This window comes from Polaribacter aestuariivivens, assembly GCF_005885675.1.
Lineage (GTDB): Bacteria > Bacteroidota > Bacteroidia > Flavobacteriales > Flavobacteriaceae > Polaribacter > Polaribacter aestuariivivens.
The window spans coordinates 314,358-332,734 of record NZ_VANR01000005.1 but is presented as its reverse complement, the minus strand read 5'-3'; the positions used below and the strand labels follow the sequence as shown (position 1 = coordinate 332,734).

21 protein-coding genes are annotated in these 18,377 nt (G+C 29.3%); 12 read left to right on the top strand and 9 right to left on the bottom strand.

Annotated elements, in window-relative coordinates; genetic code table 11:
• Positions 1-41: 41 nt before the first annotated feature.
• Entirely contained in the window at positions 42-281 is a 240-nt protein-coding gene (locus FDT66_RS11140; protein ID WP_138536501.1) for a hypothetical protein, read from the top strand.
• Here the strand turns inward: FDT66_RS11140 and FDT66_RS11135 are convergent.
• The gene (locus FDT66_RS11135) at positions 278-1,252 is read right to left on the bottom strand and encodes an endonuclease/exonuclease/phosphatase family protein (RefSeq protein WP_138536499.1); all 975 of its coding nucleotides are present in this window, start codon (positions 1,250-1,252) and stop codon (positions 278-280) included. The two genes, FDT66_RS11140 and FDT66_RS11135, sit on opposite strands and share 4 nt — an antisense overlap.
• A 239-nt stretch (positions 1,253-1,491) precedes the next feature.
• Here FDT66_RS11135 and FDT66_RS11130 point away from each other — a divergent pair, with 239 nt between their 5' ends.
• The 7 genes from FDT66_RS11130 (at position 1,492) to FDT66_RS11100 (ending at position 7,179) form a co-directional block, all read left to right on the top strand.
• On the top strand, positions 1,492-2,181 hold the full coding sequence (locus FDT66_RS11130; protein ID WP_138536497.1) for a DUF2490 domain-containing protein: 690 nt from the start codon (positions 1,492-1,494) through the stop codon (positions 2,179-2,181).
• Positions 2,182-2,217: 36 nt separating this feature from the next.
• Positions 2,218-2,979: a carbonic anhydrase family protein gene (locus FDT66_RS11125; RefSeq protein WP_138536495.1), complete on the top strand. Its 762-nt coding sequence runs from the start codon at positions 2,218-2,220 to the stop codon at positions 2,977-2,979.
• A 270-nt stretch (positions 2,980-3,249) separates the two neighbouring features.
• Positions 3,250-4,461, top strand: coding sequence for a GTPase HflX (gene hflX / locus FDT66_RS11120; RefSeq protein ID WP_138536493.1), 1,212 nt, complete (start codon positions 3,250-3,252; stop codon positions 4,459-4,461).
• Positions 4,462-4,550: 89 nt separating this feature from the next.
• Entirely contained in the window at positions 4,551-5,090 is a 540-nt protein-coding gene (locus FDT66_RS11115; protein ID WP_138536491.1) for a hypothetical protein, read from the top strand.
• 213 nt (positions 5,091-5,303) lie between these two features.
• Complete coding sequence (locus FDT66_RS11110) at positions 5,304-5,759, top strand: protease complex subunit PrcB family protein (RefSeq protein WP_138536489.1); 456 nt, start codon at positions 5,304-5,306, stop codon at positions 5,757-5,759.
• Between the two features lie 17 nt (positions 5,760-5,776).
• Positions 5,777-6,571, top strand: coding sequence for a cation transporter (locus FDT66_RS11105; RefSeq protein ID WP_171032373.1), 795 nt, complete (start codon positions 5,777-5,779; stop codon positions 6,569-6,571).
• A gap of 14 nt (positions 6,572-6,585) precedes the next feature.
• A complete protein-coding gene (locus FDT66_RS11100; protein ID WP_138536487.1) occupies positions 6,586-7,179 on the top strand; it encodes a hypothetical protein in 594 nt (197 codons plus the stop codon).
• 33 nt (positions 7,180-7,212) lie between these two features.
• Here FDT66_RS11100 and FDT66_RS11095 read toward each other — a convergent pair whose 3' ends face one another.
• The 6 genes from FDT66_RS11095 to FDT66_RS11070 form a co-directional block, all read right to left on the bottom strand.
• Positions 7,213-8,328, bottom strand: a complete 1,116-nt coding sequence (locus tag FDT66_RS11095) for a CNNM domain-containing protein (protein WP_138536485.1) — start codon at positions 8,326-8,328, stop codon at positions 7,213-7,215.
• Positions 8,329-8,410: 82 nt separating this feature from the next.
• Positions 8,411-9,355, bottom strand: a complete 945-nt coding sequence (locus tag FDT66_RS11090) for a DUF3078 domain-containing protein (RefSeq protein ID WP_138536483.1) — start codon at positions 9,353-9,355, stop codon at positions 8,411-8,413.
• A gap of 54 nt (positions 9,356-9,409) precedes the next feature.
• The gene (locus tag FDT66_RS11085) at positions 9,410-10,300 is read right to left on the bottom strand and encodes a DUF3078 domain-containing protein (protein ID WP_171032372.1); all 891 of its coding nucleotides are present in this window, start codon (positions 10,298-10,300) and stop codon (positions 9,410-9,412) included.
• 13 nt (positions 10,301-10,313) lie between these two features.
• Entirely contained in the window at positions 10,314-10,823 is a 510-nt protein-coding gene (locus tag FDT66_RS11080; protein WP_138536481.1) for a DUF2480 family protein, read from the bottom strand.
• Positions 10,824-10,894: 71 nt separating this feature from the next.
• Complete coding sequence (locus FDT66_RS11075) at positions 10,895-11,215, bottom strand: DUF59 domain-containing protein (protein WP_138536479.1); 321 nt, start codon at positions 11,213-11,215, stop codon at positions 10,895-10,897.
• A gap of 4 nt (positions 11,216-11,219) precedes the next feature.
• Positions 11,220-11,645, bottom strand: a complete 426-nt coding sequence (locus tag FDT66_RS11070) for a SufE family protein (RefSeq protein WP_138536477.1) — start codon at positions 11,643-11,645, stop codon at positions 11,220-11,222.
• Positions 11,646-11,718: 73 nt separating this feature from the next.
• Here FDT66_RS11070 and FDT66_RS11065 point away from each other — a divergent pair, with 73 nt between their 5' ends.
• Together FDT66_RS11065 and FDT66_RS11060 are read left to right on the top strand one after the other, a co-directional pair.
• Positions 11,719-12,645: a PfkB family carbohydrate kinase gene (locus FDT66_RS11065; protein WP_138536475.1), complete on the top strand. Its 927-nt coding sequence runs from the start codon at positions 11,719-11,721 to the stop codon at positions 12,643-12,645.
• A 69-nt stretch (positions 12,646-12,714) separates the two neighbouring features.
• On the top strand, positions 12,715-14,613 hold the full coding sequence (locus tag FDT66_RS11060; protein WP_138536473.1) for an amidophosphoribosyltransferase: 1,899 nt from the start codon (positions 12,715-12,717) through the stop codon (positions 14,611-14,613).
• Between the two features lie 71 nt (positions 14,614-14,684).
• On the opposite strand, the gene FDT66_RS11055 is transcribed toward FDT66_RS11060, so the two are convergent.
• Positions 14,685-15,293, bottom strand: a complete 609-nt coding sequence (locus tag FDT66_RS11055) for a superoxide dismutase (protein WP_138536471.1) — start codon at positions 15,291-15,293, stop codon at positions 14,685-14,687.
• A 109-nt stretch (positions 15,294-15,402) separates the two neighbouring features.
• On the bottom strand, positions 15,403-16,413 hold the full coding sequence (fbp, locus tag FDT66_RS11050; protein ID WP_138536469.1) for a class 1 fructose-bisphosphatase: 1,011 nt from the start codon (positions 16,411-16,413) through the stop codon (positions 15,403-15,405).
• A 214-nt stretch (positions 16,414-16,627) separates the two neighbouring features.
• Here fbp and FDT66_RS11045 point away from each other — a divergent pair, with 214 nt between their 5' ends.
• Complete coding sequence (locus tag FDT66_RS11045) at positions 16,628-17,107, top strand: GNAT family N-acetyltransferase (protein WP_138536467.1); 480 nt, start codon at positions 16,628-16,630, stop codon at positions 17,105-17,107.
• Positions 17,108-17,109: 2 nt separating this feature from the next.
• On the top strand, positions 17,110-18,363 hold the full coding sequence (locus tag FDT66_RS11040) for an aspartate kinase (protein ID WP_138536465.1): 1,254 nt from the start codon (positions 17,110-17,112) through the stop codon (positions 18,361-18,363).
• Positions 18,364-18,377: the final 14 nt, after the last annotated feature.

Sequence of the window (18,377 nt, the reverse complement as noted above, 5' to 3'; positions counted from 1 at the left end):
ATTATTAAAAAATAAAGATAGACTTTTTGTAGTTTTGCAGTATGAAGATTTTATTAAAAATACTTTTTATCGTTTTTTTAGTTTGGGTTTCAATTGGAGCTTATTTGTTAAATACAGATCATGAAAAAGCAAAAATAGTGATGGGTTTATGCGTTTTGTATTTGTCTTTTATATTTATGCCCATTTTTATCTATTTTAGGTATAGAGATGGTAAATACAAAAAGTATATTATTAATGATGATAAATTAAGAAACGCTTTTAAGCAACAAGGAAAAAGTTAATCTTCCTTTTTCAAAAAAGCATACACAGGAAAATGATCCGAAAAACCACCTTGATACCAAGGCCCAATATAAGTTCTAAACGGACTTCCTTTTAATTTTCCTTTAAATACTTTTAGCCATTTTTTATTAAAAACTTCTGCATGTTTAAAATACAATTTGTCCTTTTTCTTTTCTAAAAAGTTCTTAGAAAATAAAATTTGGTCGAATAAATTCCACTTTTTATTATAACTAGTACTTCCTGTTTTTTGAGGGTTTAATAAATTTTCCATCGGATTTATAAAATCATCAGAAGCTAAAGTTTGTATACTTACACTGGCTGGATCATCATTAAAATCACCCATAATAATTATTTTAGCATCAAAACTTTGCGCTCTAATTTCATCAATAATAGTTCTATTTAGTTCAGCAGCTTTTATTCTTTTATATTCAGTAGTTTCTGCTCCATCTCTTCTAGAAGGCCAATGATTTACCAAAATATACACTAATTCTCCGTGCAAATTTCCAGTTATTTTTAAAACATCTCTTGTATAATCTCTCACTCCTGGTTCGTTTTCTATTTTTAATGCAAAAGTTTCAGAACCTAAAACTTCAAAATGTTTTTTGTTGTATAATAAAGCCACATCAATTCCACGTTCGTCAGGAGAATCATGATGTACAAAGTCGTAATGATATTTTTTTAAATAGGAAGAATTTACCAAATCATGTACAACTTTTGCATTTTCTACTTCAACCAAACCAACAATTGCTGGAGGATGTTTAGAACGATTTAATCCTAATTGAGAAATTACAGAACCTAACTTTTTAAGCTTTATGCTGTAACGTTTTTTCGTCCATTTATGTTTTCCATCAACAGTATAATCATCATCTAAAGTTTTAGGGTCGTTAATAGTATCAAAAAGATTTTCCACATTATAAAATGCGATTGTTGTAATTTTTTCACTTTGTTTTCTAGATGAAATTGATGGAAACATATATTTAATTTATATTGTTGTGTTAAAATAGCAACCCTATAAATGTAGCAAACAAACTTAACTTAATTATAAAATCGTGTTTTTAAATTTAAATAAAAGAAAATACCTTTTTATAAGTACTTGAATCTCAATGCTATTTTGTTTAATCTTTTTCAATAAATGTTAAACATTTGTTAATGTAAAGTAAAACTTTTTAAATTAATAGTAATACTTTTATATTTGTTTAAAATTTTAACATAATGAGAAAATTAGTATTTATTTTTTTAGTTTTTATAATGCATAATTCTGCATATTCTCAGGTAGATGAGAATCAAACTGGAGCATGGTATATGTATTTTTTTAATCATCAATTTAAAGATTCTCAATGGGGAATTCAAGGAGATTTTCAATACAGAGATTGGCAATTTTTAGGTGATAAAGAGCAACTTTTATTGCGTTCTGGAATCACCTACAAACCAAAAAACGCTGGAGTATTGTTTACAGCAGGTTTTGCAAACATAACCTCAGGTCAGTTTGGAGATTCAGATGACACCTCTAATGAAAACAGAATTTATCAAGAGGCTTTAATTCCGCAAAAAATTGGGAGTCGTTTTTTAATAACACATCGTTTTAGATACGAGCAACGTTTTGTAGAAGGGCAAGATTTTAGAACAAGGTATCGCTATAATTTATTTATAAATGTACCATTTAATAATAAAGATTTAAGTCCGAAAACTATTTACGGAGCATTTTATAATGAGCTTTTTATAAACGGAGAAAGAAATATAGGAAATAATAGAAACGTAGAATTATTTGACAGAAATAGAACATATTTAGGTTTAGGATATGTTTTAAACACAAAAGTAAGATTTCAATTAGGGTGGATGAGTCAAACCACAGATAATTGGAGTAAACCACAACTGCAATTTAGTTTGCACCACAATTTTTAACAATAAACATTAACATCAATTTTAAACAATTATCTTATGAACAATTTAGTAAAGTATTTAGGGGTTTTTATTTTATCATTAACGGTAATGTCGTGTAATAACGAGAAAAAAACAGCAACAGAAAAAGTAATAGTAGACACAGTAACAGTACAACAAACACCAATTAAAAGTATTTTAAGCGCAGAAGAACAAGCAAATATGAGTCCTGATGAAATCATTGGAAGACTTAAAAAAGGAAATGAAAATTTTGTAAGTAATAACTTAACACAAAGAGATCATTCTTCACAAAGAAGAGAAGCTATGATTGGGCAATATCCAAAAGCAATTGTACTTTCTTGTGTAGATAGTAGAGTACCTGTAGAAGACGTATTCGACTTAGGTATTGGAGATATTTTTGTTGCAAGAGTAGCAGGAAATATAGAAAATGCAGACATAGTTGGTTCTATGGAATTTGCAACAGCAGTTGCAGGATCTAAAGTAGTAATTGTTATGGGACACACAGCTTGTGGAGCAGTTAAACATGCAATTGACAAAACAGATGCAGCTTCTATGGAAATGGGAGCATTACAAAACCTTTTAAATGAAATTCAACCTTCTGTAAATGCAACAGAAAAAAATGGAGAAATTTCATCTAAAAATGAAGAATTTCTTACCAACGTAATTCATAAAAATGCAAAAATTACAGTAGAAGATATTCGTAAAGCATCTCCTAAAATGGCACAATTAGAAGATGAAGGAAAAATTAAAATAGTAGCAGCTGTATATAATATGGCTACAGGTAAAGTAGCGTTTTTATAAAACTAATTTTTGGTTGATTATTTGGTTGGCGTCAAAACAATAGTTGGCGTCAACCTTTTTTTAAAACTAAAAACAATTTATTAACATTCAGAAAAGCATTTCTTAATCTTCAATAATTTTTGAACACGTAAAAAGAAACTAATTTTGTAACGCAGAAAACGTTGTAAACTTTCTGTTCTTTTGAATTTGAATTAATAAAATAAAACCCGAATAATTGTTCGGGTTTTTTTGTACAATTTTATATTTTAAATCTTCGTATTTTTGTGCTCTATGATAGACGCAAAAGAAGCCATTTCCGAAAAAGCCATCTTAATTGGTGTAATTACACAACTTCAAGATGAAGAAAAATCGGAAGAATATTTAGATGAATTACAATTTTTAACAGAAACTGCTGGTGGAGTTCCTGTAAAACGTTTTGTTCAAAAAATGGACAAACCAAACCCAAAAACTTTTTTAGGTACAGGAAAATTAGATGAAGTAAAAGCATATATAGATGCTCATAATATTGGAACTGCCATTTTTGATGACGAATTATCGCCAGCACAACTAAGAAATATTGAAAAAATATTAGATTGTAAAATACTAGACAGAACCAATTTAATATTAGACATTTTTGCACAAAGAGCGCAAACAAGTTCTGCAAAAACTCAGGTAGAGCTAGCTCAAAGTGAATATTTATTACCAAGATTAACTAGGTTATGGACGCACCTTGACAAACAAAAAGGGGGTATTGGAATGCGTGGACCTGGAGAAACAGAAATAGAAACAGACAGACGTATTATTAGAGATAAAATTGCCGTATTAAAAAAACGCTTACTTACTATAGACAAGCAAATGGCGGTTCAAAGAAAAAACCGTGGTAAAATGGTACGTGTTGCTTTGGTAGGTTATACCAATGTTGGTAAATCTACCCTAATGAATGTGATTAGTAAAAGCGATGTATTTGCTGAAAACAAACTGTTTGCAACTTTAGACACTACAGTTCGTAAAGTAGTTATTAAAAATATCCCTTTTTTAATGACAGATACTGTAGGTTTCATTCGAAAGTTACCAACGCAATTGGTAGAATCTTTCAAATCTACCTTAGATGAAGTTCGCGAAGCAGATTTATTATTGCATGTGGTAGATATTTCTCACCCAAATTTTGAAGATCATATTGCTTCTGTAAATACCATTTTAAACGATATTAAATGTATAGACAAACCAACTTTAATGGTGTTTAATAAAATTGATGCTTACGAGCATGAAACCATTGAGGAAGATGATTTGGTAACTGAAAAAACAAAAGAGCATTATACGTTACAAGATTGGAAAAAAACATGGATGAATGATAAAGAAGTAGAGTCCATTTTTATCTCAGCCTTGAACAAAGAAAATTTAGATGACTTTAAGGAAAAAACCTATGAAGAAGTAAAGAAAATTCACATTCAACGTTTTCCTTATAACGACTTTTTATATTACGAATATAAAGAAGAAGAATAAAATTGTTTGGATAATAACAGTTGGCTGTAATTACCAAAAAAAAACCGTAAATTCTGATAAAACTTTTACAAATATTGAAAATTTTGAAGATGAAACCTTTAACTTATAATAACCAACCGATGGAATATGGAACAAAATGTTTCGAACTTTGTCGAGAATTAAAAATCGGAAAAAGAAACTATTATTCAGAACCTTTTTTGGAATTTACAATCGAAGAATTTGACATTTTAAAAAAGAAAAATTTAGTTTTTGACGGAACAAAAGGTGGATTAATTTTAGGCAACTCTCATTTGAATGGAGGAATTCATCTAATAAATTTCACGAATAACCAAACTGTTAAATATTTTGGAGAAATAGAAGGTTGGGAATACTTAACTTCACCTTACAATGGTTTTGATATCGATAATTTTGAGAAATTTAAATATATAAATGAAGGAACTCGAAATACGAATAGACATATAAAAACTGAATTTCGAATACCTGAAAATTGTAAAGTTTTAGATTTAAGGAATATTAAAGTTCCTTTTTTACTAATTGACAATGACGAACAACAAGCAATTATAAATAGATTTGCTACAAAAAAACATATTAGGAAATTAATTGAAATAGACGAAATAAACTACAGCTAACACCGCATAATAATAATAATAATAATAATAATAATAATAATAATAATTGCGGTTTAGTGTTTAATCAAAGGTCGTTGCGTGTTTGCTACATCTGATTTTTCTGCGGAAAATCCTCGCACACAAACCCGCAACTATTCTTATACATAAACGTTGTTGCATATTTGACGCAACCTTTTGAACCTTTTAACATCTACTTAAAAACGACAAAGTATTATGAAAAAAAATGTATTAATTATCTTGTTATCAATATTAATTTTGAGTTGTAATTCAGAAGATAACGATTCAGAAATAGTAAATATTGAATCTACTTTAATTGCTAAAGGCAATCTTTTTGGGAATGGAAACGAAGGAATTATTGAACAAAATTTGGAAATTACTAACCAAAATACATGGAACAGCTTAATATCTCAAATGAATTCAGTAAACAATATTTCTGATAATTTTTCAGAAATAAACATTGACTTTTCTCAATATAAAGTTATTGCAATATTTGATAAAATAAGAGGAAATGGAGGTCATAGTTTGGAATTAAAAATTATATCAAATTCTGAAAATATAATTGTTAATATAACTAATGTTGTTCCAGAAGGAAACGCTACAACTGTGATCACTCAGCCTTTCCATATTGTGAAAATTTCAAACTCTGATTTACCAATAATATTTAAATAAAAAAACTAATAAATCGAGTGAAAAAAACAATATTTGAAATTACTAAAATGGATTGTCCTTCTGAGGAAAATCTAATCCGAATGAAATTGGATGGTATTTCAAGTATTGCAAGTTTAGACTTTGACATTCCTAACCGAAAATTAACTATTTTTCACAACGGAGAAATTGACCAAATTGAAAAGTCCATTATTGAACTTAATTTGGGAGGAAAGAAAATTTCAACAGCAAAAACCTACCAAACTGAATTTAAAGAAAATGAAAATCAGAAAAAACTACTTTGGTCTGTACTTGCCATAAATTTTACTTTTTTTATCATTGAAATGACTACAGGAATTATCTCAAAATCTATAGGACTTGTTGCTGATAGTTTAGACATGCTTGCAGATAGTTTTGTGTACGGAATTAGTTTATTTGCGGTTGGTGGAACTTTAATTAAGAAAAAACGAATTGCCAAACTTGCAGGATATTTTCAAATAATACTTGCCATTATTGGATTTTTAGAAGTTTTAAGAAGGTTTTTTGGAGATGAGAAACTTCCTGATTTTTCCACAATGATAATCGTTTCGATTTTTGCACTAATTGCAAACGGAATTTGTCTTTACATTTTACAAAAATCTAAGAGTAAAGAAGAGGCACATATGAAAGCAAGTATGATTTTTACTTCAAATGACGTGATTATAAATTTAGGAGTAATAATTGCTGGAATTTTAGTACATTATATGAGTTCAAATAAACCAGATTTAATTATCGGAACAATCGTTTTTGTATTGGTAATTCAAGGAGCATTTCGAATTTTGAAATTAAGTAAATAAAAAACATAAATATTATGAAATTGAAAACAAAAATATTTACAATTCTACTATTAATAGTTACATCAACCGCAATTTCACAAGATTATAAGAATGAACTTAAAAAGGAATTTAATGACTATTTAAGCGCTATAGTAAATATGGAATTTGAAAAATCAATGAATTACATTGTTCCAGAATTTTTTGATATTATTCCAAAATCTCAAATGATAAAAGTTATGGAAATGACTTTTAACAATCCAGATATGGAATTTGAAATTAAAAATCCAAAAATTATAAAGGTTAACGACAAGAAACAAATTGAAAGTAAATATTACTCACTTCTTACGTATTCAAATCAACTAAATTTAAAAATAAAAGGAGAAGAAGGAGAAACAATAGACGAAAAAACAACAAGGGTAAAGCTGGTAAAATTATCTTTAGAAAAAACCTTTGGCTCTAAAAATGTTGTGTATAATAAACAAACAGGTTTTTTTGATATTCAATCTCAAAAAGATGTATATGCTATTTCAGAAAACGGAGAAAATAATTGGAAGTTTTTAGTAATCGAAAAAAAGCAAAAGTTTATTTTGGAAAAATTACTACCAAAAGAATTGATTGAAAAAATTTAAAATTACACTATTAAAAAAGCTGTATATAAAAACTTACTCTTCCTTAGTATCCTCAATAATACCCATTCTTTTTGCACGATTTTCCCAAGATTTTCTGGCCAAAGCTTGTAAATCTGCTACAGAATCTGTTTCGTCCATAATTTCTAAACCTAACAGAGTTTCAATCACATCTTCTTGAGATACAATTCCGCTTACAGAACCATATTCATCTACCACCAGCGCAATATGTTCTTTTTCTTTAATTAATTTATCAAACAAATCTGGAATAGACAGTTCTCTATCCGTAACAAAAATATTTCTTTTAATAGAAGCCAAAGTTTCTTTACCATTGCCATTTATCATGGCTTCTAACATATCGTCTTTTAAAAAATAGCCAGTTACAGCATCAGGATTTTCAGAAAACACAGGAATTCTAGAAAAACGTAATTTTTTATGTTCTTTATAAAAAGATTCTATAGTTTGTGTTTCATCTGCAATTTCTAAAACAACTCTAGGCGTCATTACATCGCTTACTTTTATTTCTTTAAAACCCAATAAATTTCTAATAACTTTACTTTCGTTTTTTTGAAAAACGCCTTCTTTTTCTGCCATATCAGCCATCACTAAAAAGCTTTCTCTACTTAAAATACTACCATGACCTTTACCTCCAATTAGTTTTGTGGTGAGTTGTAAAATCCATAAAATACCTGTGAATTTTAATGGAAAAATCATAACATTTAATGCTTTAGAAGTAAAGTTTGCTAATTGTTTCCAATAAGTTGCACCAATTGTTTTTGGTATTATTTCAGATGCAACTAAAATTAAAATGGTCATAATTGTAGATACAATTCCAACCATTACATCTTCCGTCATTTCTACTCCTAAAACAGTTCTTGTAGTAGTTCCGTACATTTCTGAATAAGCAACTTTTGCTTGTACACCTACTAAAATTGCACCTACAGTATGTGCAATTGTGTTTATAGTTAAAATAGCAATTAATGGTTTATCTACATCTTTTTTTAAAACTTCTAGATGCGAAGCATATTCTAAACCTTCACTTTTTTTCATGTTAATAAAAGTTGGGGTTACACTTAGTAAAACTGCTTCTAAAATTGAGCATAGAAACGAAAAGAAAATAGAAATAATAGCGTATGTAATTAATAAAGTCATCAACAATAATTTTAGGCAAAGTTACAAAATAAAAAACCTCAAAAATTTCTTTTTGAGGTTTCATTATAATATTGTTGTTTATTTAAAAAGCGTAGCTCATACCAAATAACCAATATGATTGTAATTTATTATCTACAGTATCAAAAGTTGGTGTAGCTCCAGGAACTGGTAACGCTGCATTTTCTTCAATAGCATTGCTCAAAGCTTCTTGTTTGTTTTTACGCAAACCAAACTCAAAACCTAAACCAATACCTTTGTATAAGGTGTAACCAAAAGAGTTTGTCCACGTCCAGTTAGATAAGTCTGAAGTTTTATAACTTTGAAATAATGATAGGTTAGATTTTACACTTAAATCACCATATTTTTTTGTGTAATCTGCAACAATTTTAGCACCTAATGATGATTCAAAAACGGTATCTCCAGAGCTAAAAACAAAGTTGTAGTTTCCAGGATGTATAACCACTACTAAATTTTCAGTTGGTGTCCAAGTTGCACCAGCACCAAAATCTAAATAACCAGGATCGTTAAAATTATCTATAATAGTGGTTCTATATTCTGCTAAAGCAGATAATGCCCAGGTTTTACTTAATCTTCTACCATATAAAGATGAAATGTTAAAAACATCTGTTGCTGTTTCAAAATCTGGACTATCAGTTGGGTCATCTTTATCATCTAATTTTACCCAAGCTAAATTCACAGTGGCAGAATTTCTCCAGAAAAAATCTTCTTCAATAAGATTTGCAAAACCATTTACAGTAATTCCAACATTTGCTGCAGATGAATTTGGAGCATTTCTAGCAAACCAATTGTTAAAGCCAGAAATGTTACCACCAATAGTTCCAAAAGCACCTTTTCTCCATCCAGGTAAAGCATCTAGCTTTTTTTGTATGCTTTTAGCTTCTCCTTGTAATTTAGAAATCGCAGCTTTTTTTTCTTTCAAATCTTTTTTTAGCTCTTCTTCTGTTTGTTGGGCATTAGTAGCAAACCCAATAAAAATAAATAATAGTAAGGTTGATAATTTTTTCATTTTTAAAATACTTAGTTTAAATTTAATTGATTTTTTTTTTAGACAAATTTAAGATTAATAAGTCACTTTTTCATGAAAGCTATAATTTACACCCAAGCCAAATAATTCACGATATTGTACTTTACCAGAAGCATTATCATCAAAAATGGTATGAAAAGTTATGTGCATTTTTAAGCTTTTATTTACTTTAAAACGAATGTTTGCTTGATATTCCACATCTATATTTTGTGGATTATCTAAATAATCAGAGTAAATGGTAAGAATGTTTTCCATTTCTACATTAGTCATTAAGCCAGTTTTGTAATAAGCTGCAAGGTTAAAACCTAAACTTAAGGCAGTATTTTCACCTTCTTCTACACCAAATTTTCCAGAAAACATATCATTTACAAAGGTAAGTCTTGTAGTTGCTGGAGCTACGTTGATATTTAAATCGTCAGATTTTTTCCATAACATTCCTGGACCAAAGCTTAAATATGCAGGTGATAAAAAATCGGAAACGGAACGTTCTGGTGTTTTAGAATAATCAAAACCCCTGGTATATTGTGTTCTTAGATTGGTAAAAAAAGAAAAAAACCAATAATTGGAAGATTTTAAACCCACTAATGAGTTAAATTCAAATCTATCGTTGGTTTTTCTATATCCTTTGTCAGTAAAATAGCTTAAACCATAACCAGTGATAAGTCTGCTATCCCAGTTCCAGTTGTTTTTTTTGTAATTAAAATCATAATTCACATTAAAATTACCTGCGACTGTATTTTGACCACCAGCAGCCCAATTTGAAAAAGCAGATTGATTAAAAAGAAACGTAAAACGTCCGTGAATTTTCCATTTTGGAACTGGTACTTTTTTCTTTTCTACTTTCTTTTTTTGCGAATAAGTAGTAACTGAAAAAGCTAAAAGTATTATTAAAAGAATATTTTTAAAATGTGAATTAAATTGAAACACGGTACTACTAATTTTATTTTTTTGCTTTGTATAAAGGAACTGTAGAGCATGCCTCTCCAAACATGATAGATTTTGCTATTGGTTGTAATTTTCCTATTAAAAAAGCGTAAGCAGCATTAGGTATTGGTTTGTTCGCACAACCTTTTATAATTACAGGTGCATCTGTAAAATCTCTAAAGTCTATAAATTCTAGTAACTCTTGGTATAAAACCGTTTCTAACAGTTCTAAGTTTCCAATAACTACTTTATTTGCGAATGGAGTTAATTCTGCAGCAACTAACATAAAAGCCCAAGAAGGTATAATGGCATCTGCAGAGCATGTAATTGCTACAAATGTATTTTTATATTGAGACCAATCATGGTTTTTTACAAATGCTCTAAAATCGGTTTCTTTCAAAATGATTTCTTGAAATAACCAATCTTTTATATCAAAAAGAACTCTTTTCCCATCAGGGTAAATTTCCTCAAGGTCAAAAGTTTTTAATTTGCTCGTGGCAACTCTATTTACAATTTCTTCAGCCATTTTTAAAGTTTCCAAGTTTTAAAGTCGAACAACTTTTAATCCGTCATTTAAAACTCAATATTCATAATTATTTACAGCATTCCTAGTTCTAACTTTGCTTCTTCACTCATCATTTCTTGAGTCCAAGTTGGATCAAAAGTGATTTCAACTTCACAATCGTTAATTTCTTTTAAAGATTTTACTTTTTCCTCTACATCTCTAGGCAGAGATTCTGCAACTGGGCAATTGGGTGATGTTAAGGTCATTAATATTTTGGCGTTGTTTTCATCAGAAACAAAAACATCGTAAATTAAACCTAATTCATAAATATCTACAGGTATTTCTGGATCAAAAATTGTTTTTAAAACACGTACTATTTTATCTCCAATTTCTTCTAGTTCTTTGTCAGTCATTATATTACTTGGCTAATTTTGTTTGTTGTGCAATTGCGTACATTTTTATTTGTTTTATCATAGAAACTAGTCCATTTGCTCTTGTTGGTGATAAATGTTCTTTTAAACCAATTTCATCGATAAAAGTAGTTTCTGCGGCTAAAATATCTTCTGGTTTTTGCTCGGAAAAAACCCTCAATAAAAGTGCCACTATACCCTTTGTTAAAATAGCATCACTGTCTGCGGTAAATTTAATTTTATCGTCTTCTAATTCTGAATACAACCAAACTTTAGATTGACACCCTTTTATTAAGTTTTCATCTAATTTAAAGCTTTCATCAATAATTGGTAAAGATTTTCCAAGTTCTATAATATATTCATAGCGTTCCATCCAATCATCAAACATTGAAAACTCATCAATAATTTCTTCTTGTATTTCTTTGATACTCATTTTTAAAACTTATTTTTGCTGCTTACTTAAAAGCATTTTTGTAAAATACAAAATTACGCATAAAATATAAGAAATGAGTAAATTATTAGCAGTAGGTACTGTAGCTTTTGATGCTATTGAAACACCTTTTGGAAAAACAGATAAAATATTAGGAGGTTCTGGAACTTTTGTGGGTTTAGCAGCCTCTCAATTTGGAGTTAAAACCGGAGTTGTTTCTGTAGTTGGTGGTGATTTTCCTGAATCATATTTAAATATGATGAATTCAAAAGGAATAAATACAGAAGGTATTGAAATTGTAAAAGAAGGAAAAACTTTTTTTTGGAGTGGAAAATATCATAATGATATGAATTCACGTGATACCTTAATTACTGAATTAAATGTGTTAGAAACTTTCACACCAGTTGTACCAGAAAGTTTTAAAGATGCAGGTATTGTAATGTTGGGTAATTTACACCCTTTAACGCAGGCTTCTGTTTTAGATCAAATGAATGAAAGACCAAAATTGGTGGTTTTAGATACTATGAATTTTTGGATGGATATTGCTTTGGAAGATTTACACACTGTTTTAAAAAGAGTAGATGTAATTACCATTAATGATGAAGAAGCGCGTCAACTTTCTGGAGAATATTCATTAGTGAATGCTGCAAAGAAAATTCACAAAATGGGTCCAAAATATGTGGTAATTAAAAAAGGAGAACATGGAGCGCTCTTATTTAATGAGGGTAAAATGTTTTTTGCACCAGCTTTACCATTGGCAGAAGTTTTTGATCCAACAGGAGCAGGAGATACTTTTGCAGGAGGTTTTTGTGGTTACTTGGCAAAAACAGAAGATATTTCTTTCGAGAATATGAAAAACGCCATTATTTATGGCTCTAACTTAGCCTCTTTCTGTGTAGAAAAATTTGGTACAGAACGCATGCAAGAGCTTACAAAAGAAGAGGTAAAAACGCGTTTGCAAGCTTTTAAAGATTTAACACAATTTGATATAAAAATATCTTAATTTTAATCCGCGTTTCATCACGCGGATTTTTTATTACAACAACACAACAAAAAAAAACTACAAATACCAATGAGTGACGCTATAAAACATGAATGTGGAATTGCACTTGTTCGATTAAAAAAACCTTTACAATTTTATAAAGATAAATACGGTTCTGCTTTTTACGGAATAAATAAAATGTATTTGTTAATGGAAAAACAACACAATCGTGGACAAGATGGTGCTGGTTTTGCAAGTATAAAATTTAATGTAGCTCCAGGTACAAGATATATTAGCAGAGTACGTTCTAATCAATCACAACCCATACAAGATATTTTTGCTCAAATTAATGAACGTTTAAATGGAGTTTTAGAAGAAAATCAAGACAAAAAAGACGACGTAGAATGGCAAGAAGAAAACATGCCTTACGTTGGTAACCTGTTTTTGGGTCACGTTCGTTATGGAACTTTTGGTAAAAACAGTATAGAAAGTGTACATCCATTTTTACGTCAAAGTAATTGGAAGCATCAAAATTTAATAGTGGCAGGTAATTTTAACATGACTAATTCTAAACAGTTGTTAGAAGAATTAATAGCGTTAGGACAACACCCAAAAGAGTTTACAGACACTGTAACTGTAATGGAAAAAATTGGTCATTTTTTAGAAGATGAAGTGGCTAAATTATATCAAAAAGCGAAGAAAAAAGGTTTTACAAAAAAGAATGCTTCTCCATATATCGAAGAAAATTTAAGCCTTAAAAAAGTATTAAAAAGATCCTCTAAAAACTGGGATGGTGGTTATGCTATGGCTGGTTTGGTAGGTCATGGAGATGCTTTTGTTTTAAGAGATCCAAATGGAATAAGACCTACTTATTTTTATGAAGATGATGAGGTTGTTGTAGTAGCTTCAGAAAGACCCGTAATTCAAACTGTGTTTAATGTTAAGATTGATGATGTTAAAGAACTAGAAAGAGGACATGCTTTAATTATCAAGAAAAATGGAAAAACTTCAATTAAACAAGTTTTAGAGCCAAAAGAAAAAAAATCATGTTCTTTTGAGCGTATTTATTTTTCAAGAGGAAGTGATGCGTCTATTTACGAAGAGCGAAAAAATTTAGGAAAATTCGTATTTCCGCAGATATTAAAATCAATAGATTCAGATATTTCAAATACTGTTTTTTCTTACATTCCAAATACTGCAGAAACCTCTTTTTATGGAATGACGGAAGCTGCTGAAGATTTATTAAATCAACAAAAAACTGCACAAATTTTAGCGGGAGGAACAAAATTATCTGCAAAAAAAGTAACGGAAATTTTATCGGAAAGACCTCGTTTTGAAAAAATAGCAATTAAAGATGCAAAATTAAGAACATTTATTGCAGATGATAGCAGTAGAGATGATTTGGTAGAGCATGTTTACGACATTACTTATGGAGTTGTAAAACCAACAGATAATTTAGTAATTATTGATGATAGTATTGTTCGTGGAACCACTTTAAAGAAAAGTATTATTAGAATTTTAGATAGGTTAAAGCCAAAAAAAATAGTTGTAGTATCATCTGCACCACAAATTAGGTATCCAGATTGTTATGGAATTGATATGGCAAGAATTGATGCATTTATTGCATTTAAAGCGGCTATAGAGCTATTAAAAGATACAAAGCAAGAGCATATTATTGATGAAGTTTATAAAAAATCAAAAGCACAACAATTAAAAACAGATGTTGAAATTGTAAATTATGTAAAAGAAATTTACAAACCATTTTCTCCAGAAAAAATTTCAGCAAAAATTGCAGAAATGTTAAAAACTAAAGATATCAATGCAGAAGTAGAGGTAATTTATCAATCTATTGAAGGTTTACACAAAGCTTGTCCTGATAATTTAGGTGATTGGTATTTTACAGGAAACTATCCAACTCCTGGAGGACATAGGGTTGTTAACGAGGCTTTTATCAATTTTTATGAAGGCAATGATAAAAGAGCTTATTAATTAAATAAAGTTTTACAAAAAAAAGCATCCAAATTACTTGGATGCTTTTTATATATATAAAATGCTGAAATTTATTTCGCTTCAGCGTAGCGTCTTTCAACTTCGTTCCAATTAATTACTTTAAAGAAAGCATCAATATAATCTGGTCTTCTATTTTGGTAATTTAGGTAGTATGCATGTTCCCAAACATCTAATCCTAAAATTGGAGTTCCTCCACAAGAAACACCTGGCATTAATGGATTGTCTTGGTTTGGAGTAGAACAAACTTCTACTTTACCTCCTTTGTGCACGCACAACCAAGCCCAACCTGAACCAAACTGCGTTGCAGCTGCATTAGAAAAAGCATCCATAAACTTTTCTTTTGAACCAAAAGCAGCTTCAATAGCATCTTTTAATTCGCCAGATAAATATCCTTTGTCTTCAGGATTCATAACTGTCCAGAATAATGAGTGATTGTAAAAACCACCACCATTATTTCTAACAGCACTATTGCTCATATCTAAATTAGTTAATATATCTTCAATAGATTTTCCTTCTAAATCAGTTCCCTCTATTGCTCCGTTTAATTTTGTGGTATATCCATTGTGATGCTTCGTGTGGTGTATTTCCATTGTTCTTGCATCTATATTCGGTTCTAAAGCATCATATGCATAACCTAATTCTGGTAGTTTAAAAGCCATTTTTTTATTTTTTAAAATTAATATTAGTTTTGTGAGGTAAATTTAATCAATATGTAACAGTTTCCCAAAATATTAAGGCTTTCTTAACTTATAGTAGTATAAAGAGTATTTATTCGCCAAATTCTTGCATAAAGGCTTCTAATTTTTCTACCATATTTTTACTTCCGCAAACAAAAGGGACTCTTTGGTGAAGTTCAGTAGGCTCTACATCCATAGTTCTTGTGTAGCCATCAGACGATTTTCCATTGGCTTGTTCAGCTAAAAAAGCCATAGGATTACATTCATATAATAAACGTAATTTACCATTCGGATTTCTAGATCCTTTTGGGTACATGTATATACCACCTTTTATCATGTTTCTATGAAAATCAGAAACTAAAGAACCAATATATCTGCTTGTGTAAGGTCTATCACCTTCTTCTTCCTGACAATATTTAATGTATTTTTTTACACCTAAAGGGAAATCTAAATAATTTCCTTCATTTACCGAATATATATTTCCATCTTCAGGAAAAGTCATATTTGGATGTGACAAGTAAAAAGTACCTATTGCAGGATTTAAGGTAAAACCATTTACACCATTTCCAGTAGTATATACCAACATTGTAGAGGTACCATACACCACATAACCAGCAGCAACTTGTGCACTTCCTTTTTGTAAAAAATCTTTTAATTGTACAGGACTTCCTGTAGGCGTAACACGTCTGTAAATAGAAAAAATGGTTCCTACTGAAACATTTACATCAATGTTAGAAGAGCCATCTAATGGATCAATTAAAACTACATATTTATTCTGGTTGTTTTCATCAATACTGTTTATAGATATAAAACTATCTTCTTCTTCACTAGCAATACCACAAACAATATTTCTTCGTGTTAAGGTTTGAATAAATTTATTATTTGCATAAACGTCAAGTTTTTGTTGATCTTCACCTTGAATGTTGGTGTCACCAAAAGCTCCTATAATATCTACTAAACCAGCTTTATTTACTTCATGGTTTACTACTTTAGCAGCCAATCTTATAGAATTTAATAGGCTTGAAAGTTCACCAGAACTGTACTTAAAAGCATGCTGATTTTCTATAATAAATTCGCCAAGAGTTTGTTTTTTTGGTAACATAATTTTTAAATGATTTGTGTTACAAAGATGCTAAAATTTCGCTTACTACACCGATTTCGTAACACTTTTTTTCGTAAAAATTTGCTTAGAAAATTATCAATCATACAATATTTATAATTTCAAAATTTAAACAAATCGAAAATAACTGTGTAAAATATTCAAATATTTTTAGAAGATACCAAAACAACTATCTTTGACCAAAATTTACCATACAATGAGTTTTATTATTAGAAAAGGAGAGGAGAAAGACGTAAGTGCTGTATTAGAATTAATTAATGAATTGGCAATTTTTGAAAAAGAACCAGAAGCTGTAGAAATAACTGAAGAAGATTTATTAAAAGATGGTTTTTCTAAAAATCCAAAATTTAACTTATTTGTAGCAGAGCAAGAAGCTAAAATTATAGGAATTGCATTGTTTTACGAACGTTACTCTACTTGGAAAGGAAAAACAATTCATTTAGAAGATTTAATTGTAACGAAGAGCAAACAAAAAATTGGAGCTGGAAAAGCATTATATACAGCTGTTTTAAAATATGCTTACGATAACAATTTTAATAGAGTTGCTTGGGAAGTTATAGATTGGAACAAAAATGCCATAGATTTTTATAAAAGTACAGGAGCAACTTATTTAAGTGATTGGTCTGTGGTGCAAATGAATAAAGAAAATTTATCAACATATATTCAAAATAATTAAAAATGAAGATTTTTAAGTTTGGTGGCGCATCTGTAAAAGATGCAGAAAGTATAAAAAACGTAGCTTCAATCATAAAAAGTGAAGGAGCAAGTGATACGTTGGTTGTTGTTTCTGCTATGGGAAAAATGACAAATGCTTTTGAAGAAGTTGTAGATGCATATTACAATAAAGAAGAAAATTTACCAGATAAGCTAAATTTTATAGAAGAGTATCATAATAATATTATGGAGGCTCTTTTTGCTAAAGATGATGAAATTTATAAAGACGTAGCCATACTTTTTGGTGAATTAGGTTGGTTTTTAGCAAGAAATACATCGCAAAGATTTAATTACGTTTACGACCAAATTATTTGCTTTGGTGAATTATTATCTACCAAAATAATAAGTGCTTATTTAACCAAAATTGGTTTAGAAAATATATGGTTTGACGTAAGAAATTATATAAAAACAGACAGTAATTATAGAGATGCAAAAGTAGATTGGAGTTTAACCGAAGAAATTATTACCAATAAAGTAGATGCTACAAAAATAAACATTACGCAAGGTTTTATTGCGGCTAATGATACTGAAAATACTACAACTTTAGGTAGAGAAGGTTCAGATTATACAGCAGGAATTTTTGCATATTGTTTAAATGCAGAAAGTGTAACAATTTGGAAAGATGTTCCAGGTGTTTTAAATGCAGACCCAAGAGTTTTTGAAAACACCACTTTACTAAATCAAATTTCTTACGAAGAAGCTATTGAAATGGCTTTTTATGGTGCTTCAGTAATACACCCAAAAACATTACAACCTTTAGAAAGAAAAGAAGTTCCATTGTTAGTCCGTTCTTTTGTGAACCCAAAAGAACCTGGAACAAAAATTTCAAAAGGCTCTAATTTAGAGCCATTAATACCTTGTTTTATTGTTAAAAAAGATCAAATTTTAGTATCAATATCTGCATTAGATTTTTCTTTTATGGTAGAAAATAACATCAGTTATATTTTTCAAAAATTACACGATTACCAATTAAAAGTAAATTTAATTCAAAATTCTGCTATCAGTTTTTCTGTTTGTATTGATAATAAATTTAAAAAATTTGATTCTTTTTATAATGATTTAAAAAACGAATTTAAATTAGAAGTTCAAAAAGGAATAGATTTATTTACAGTACGTCACTTTGATGATGAAGCAGTAGAAAGTATTGAAGAAAAAGGAACTTCTTTATTAACACAAGTAAATAAAGAAACCATTCAAATTGTTTTACAGGCAAACTAATACAATTTTAGAGT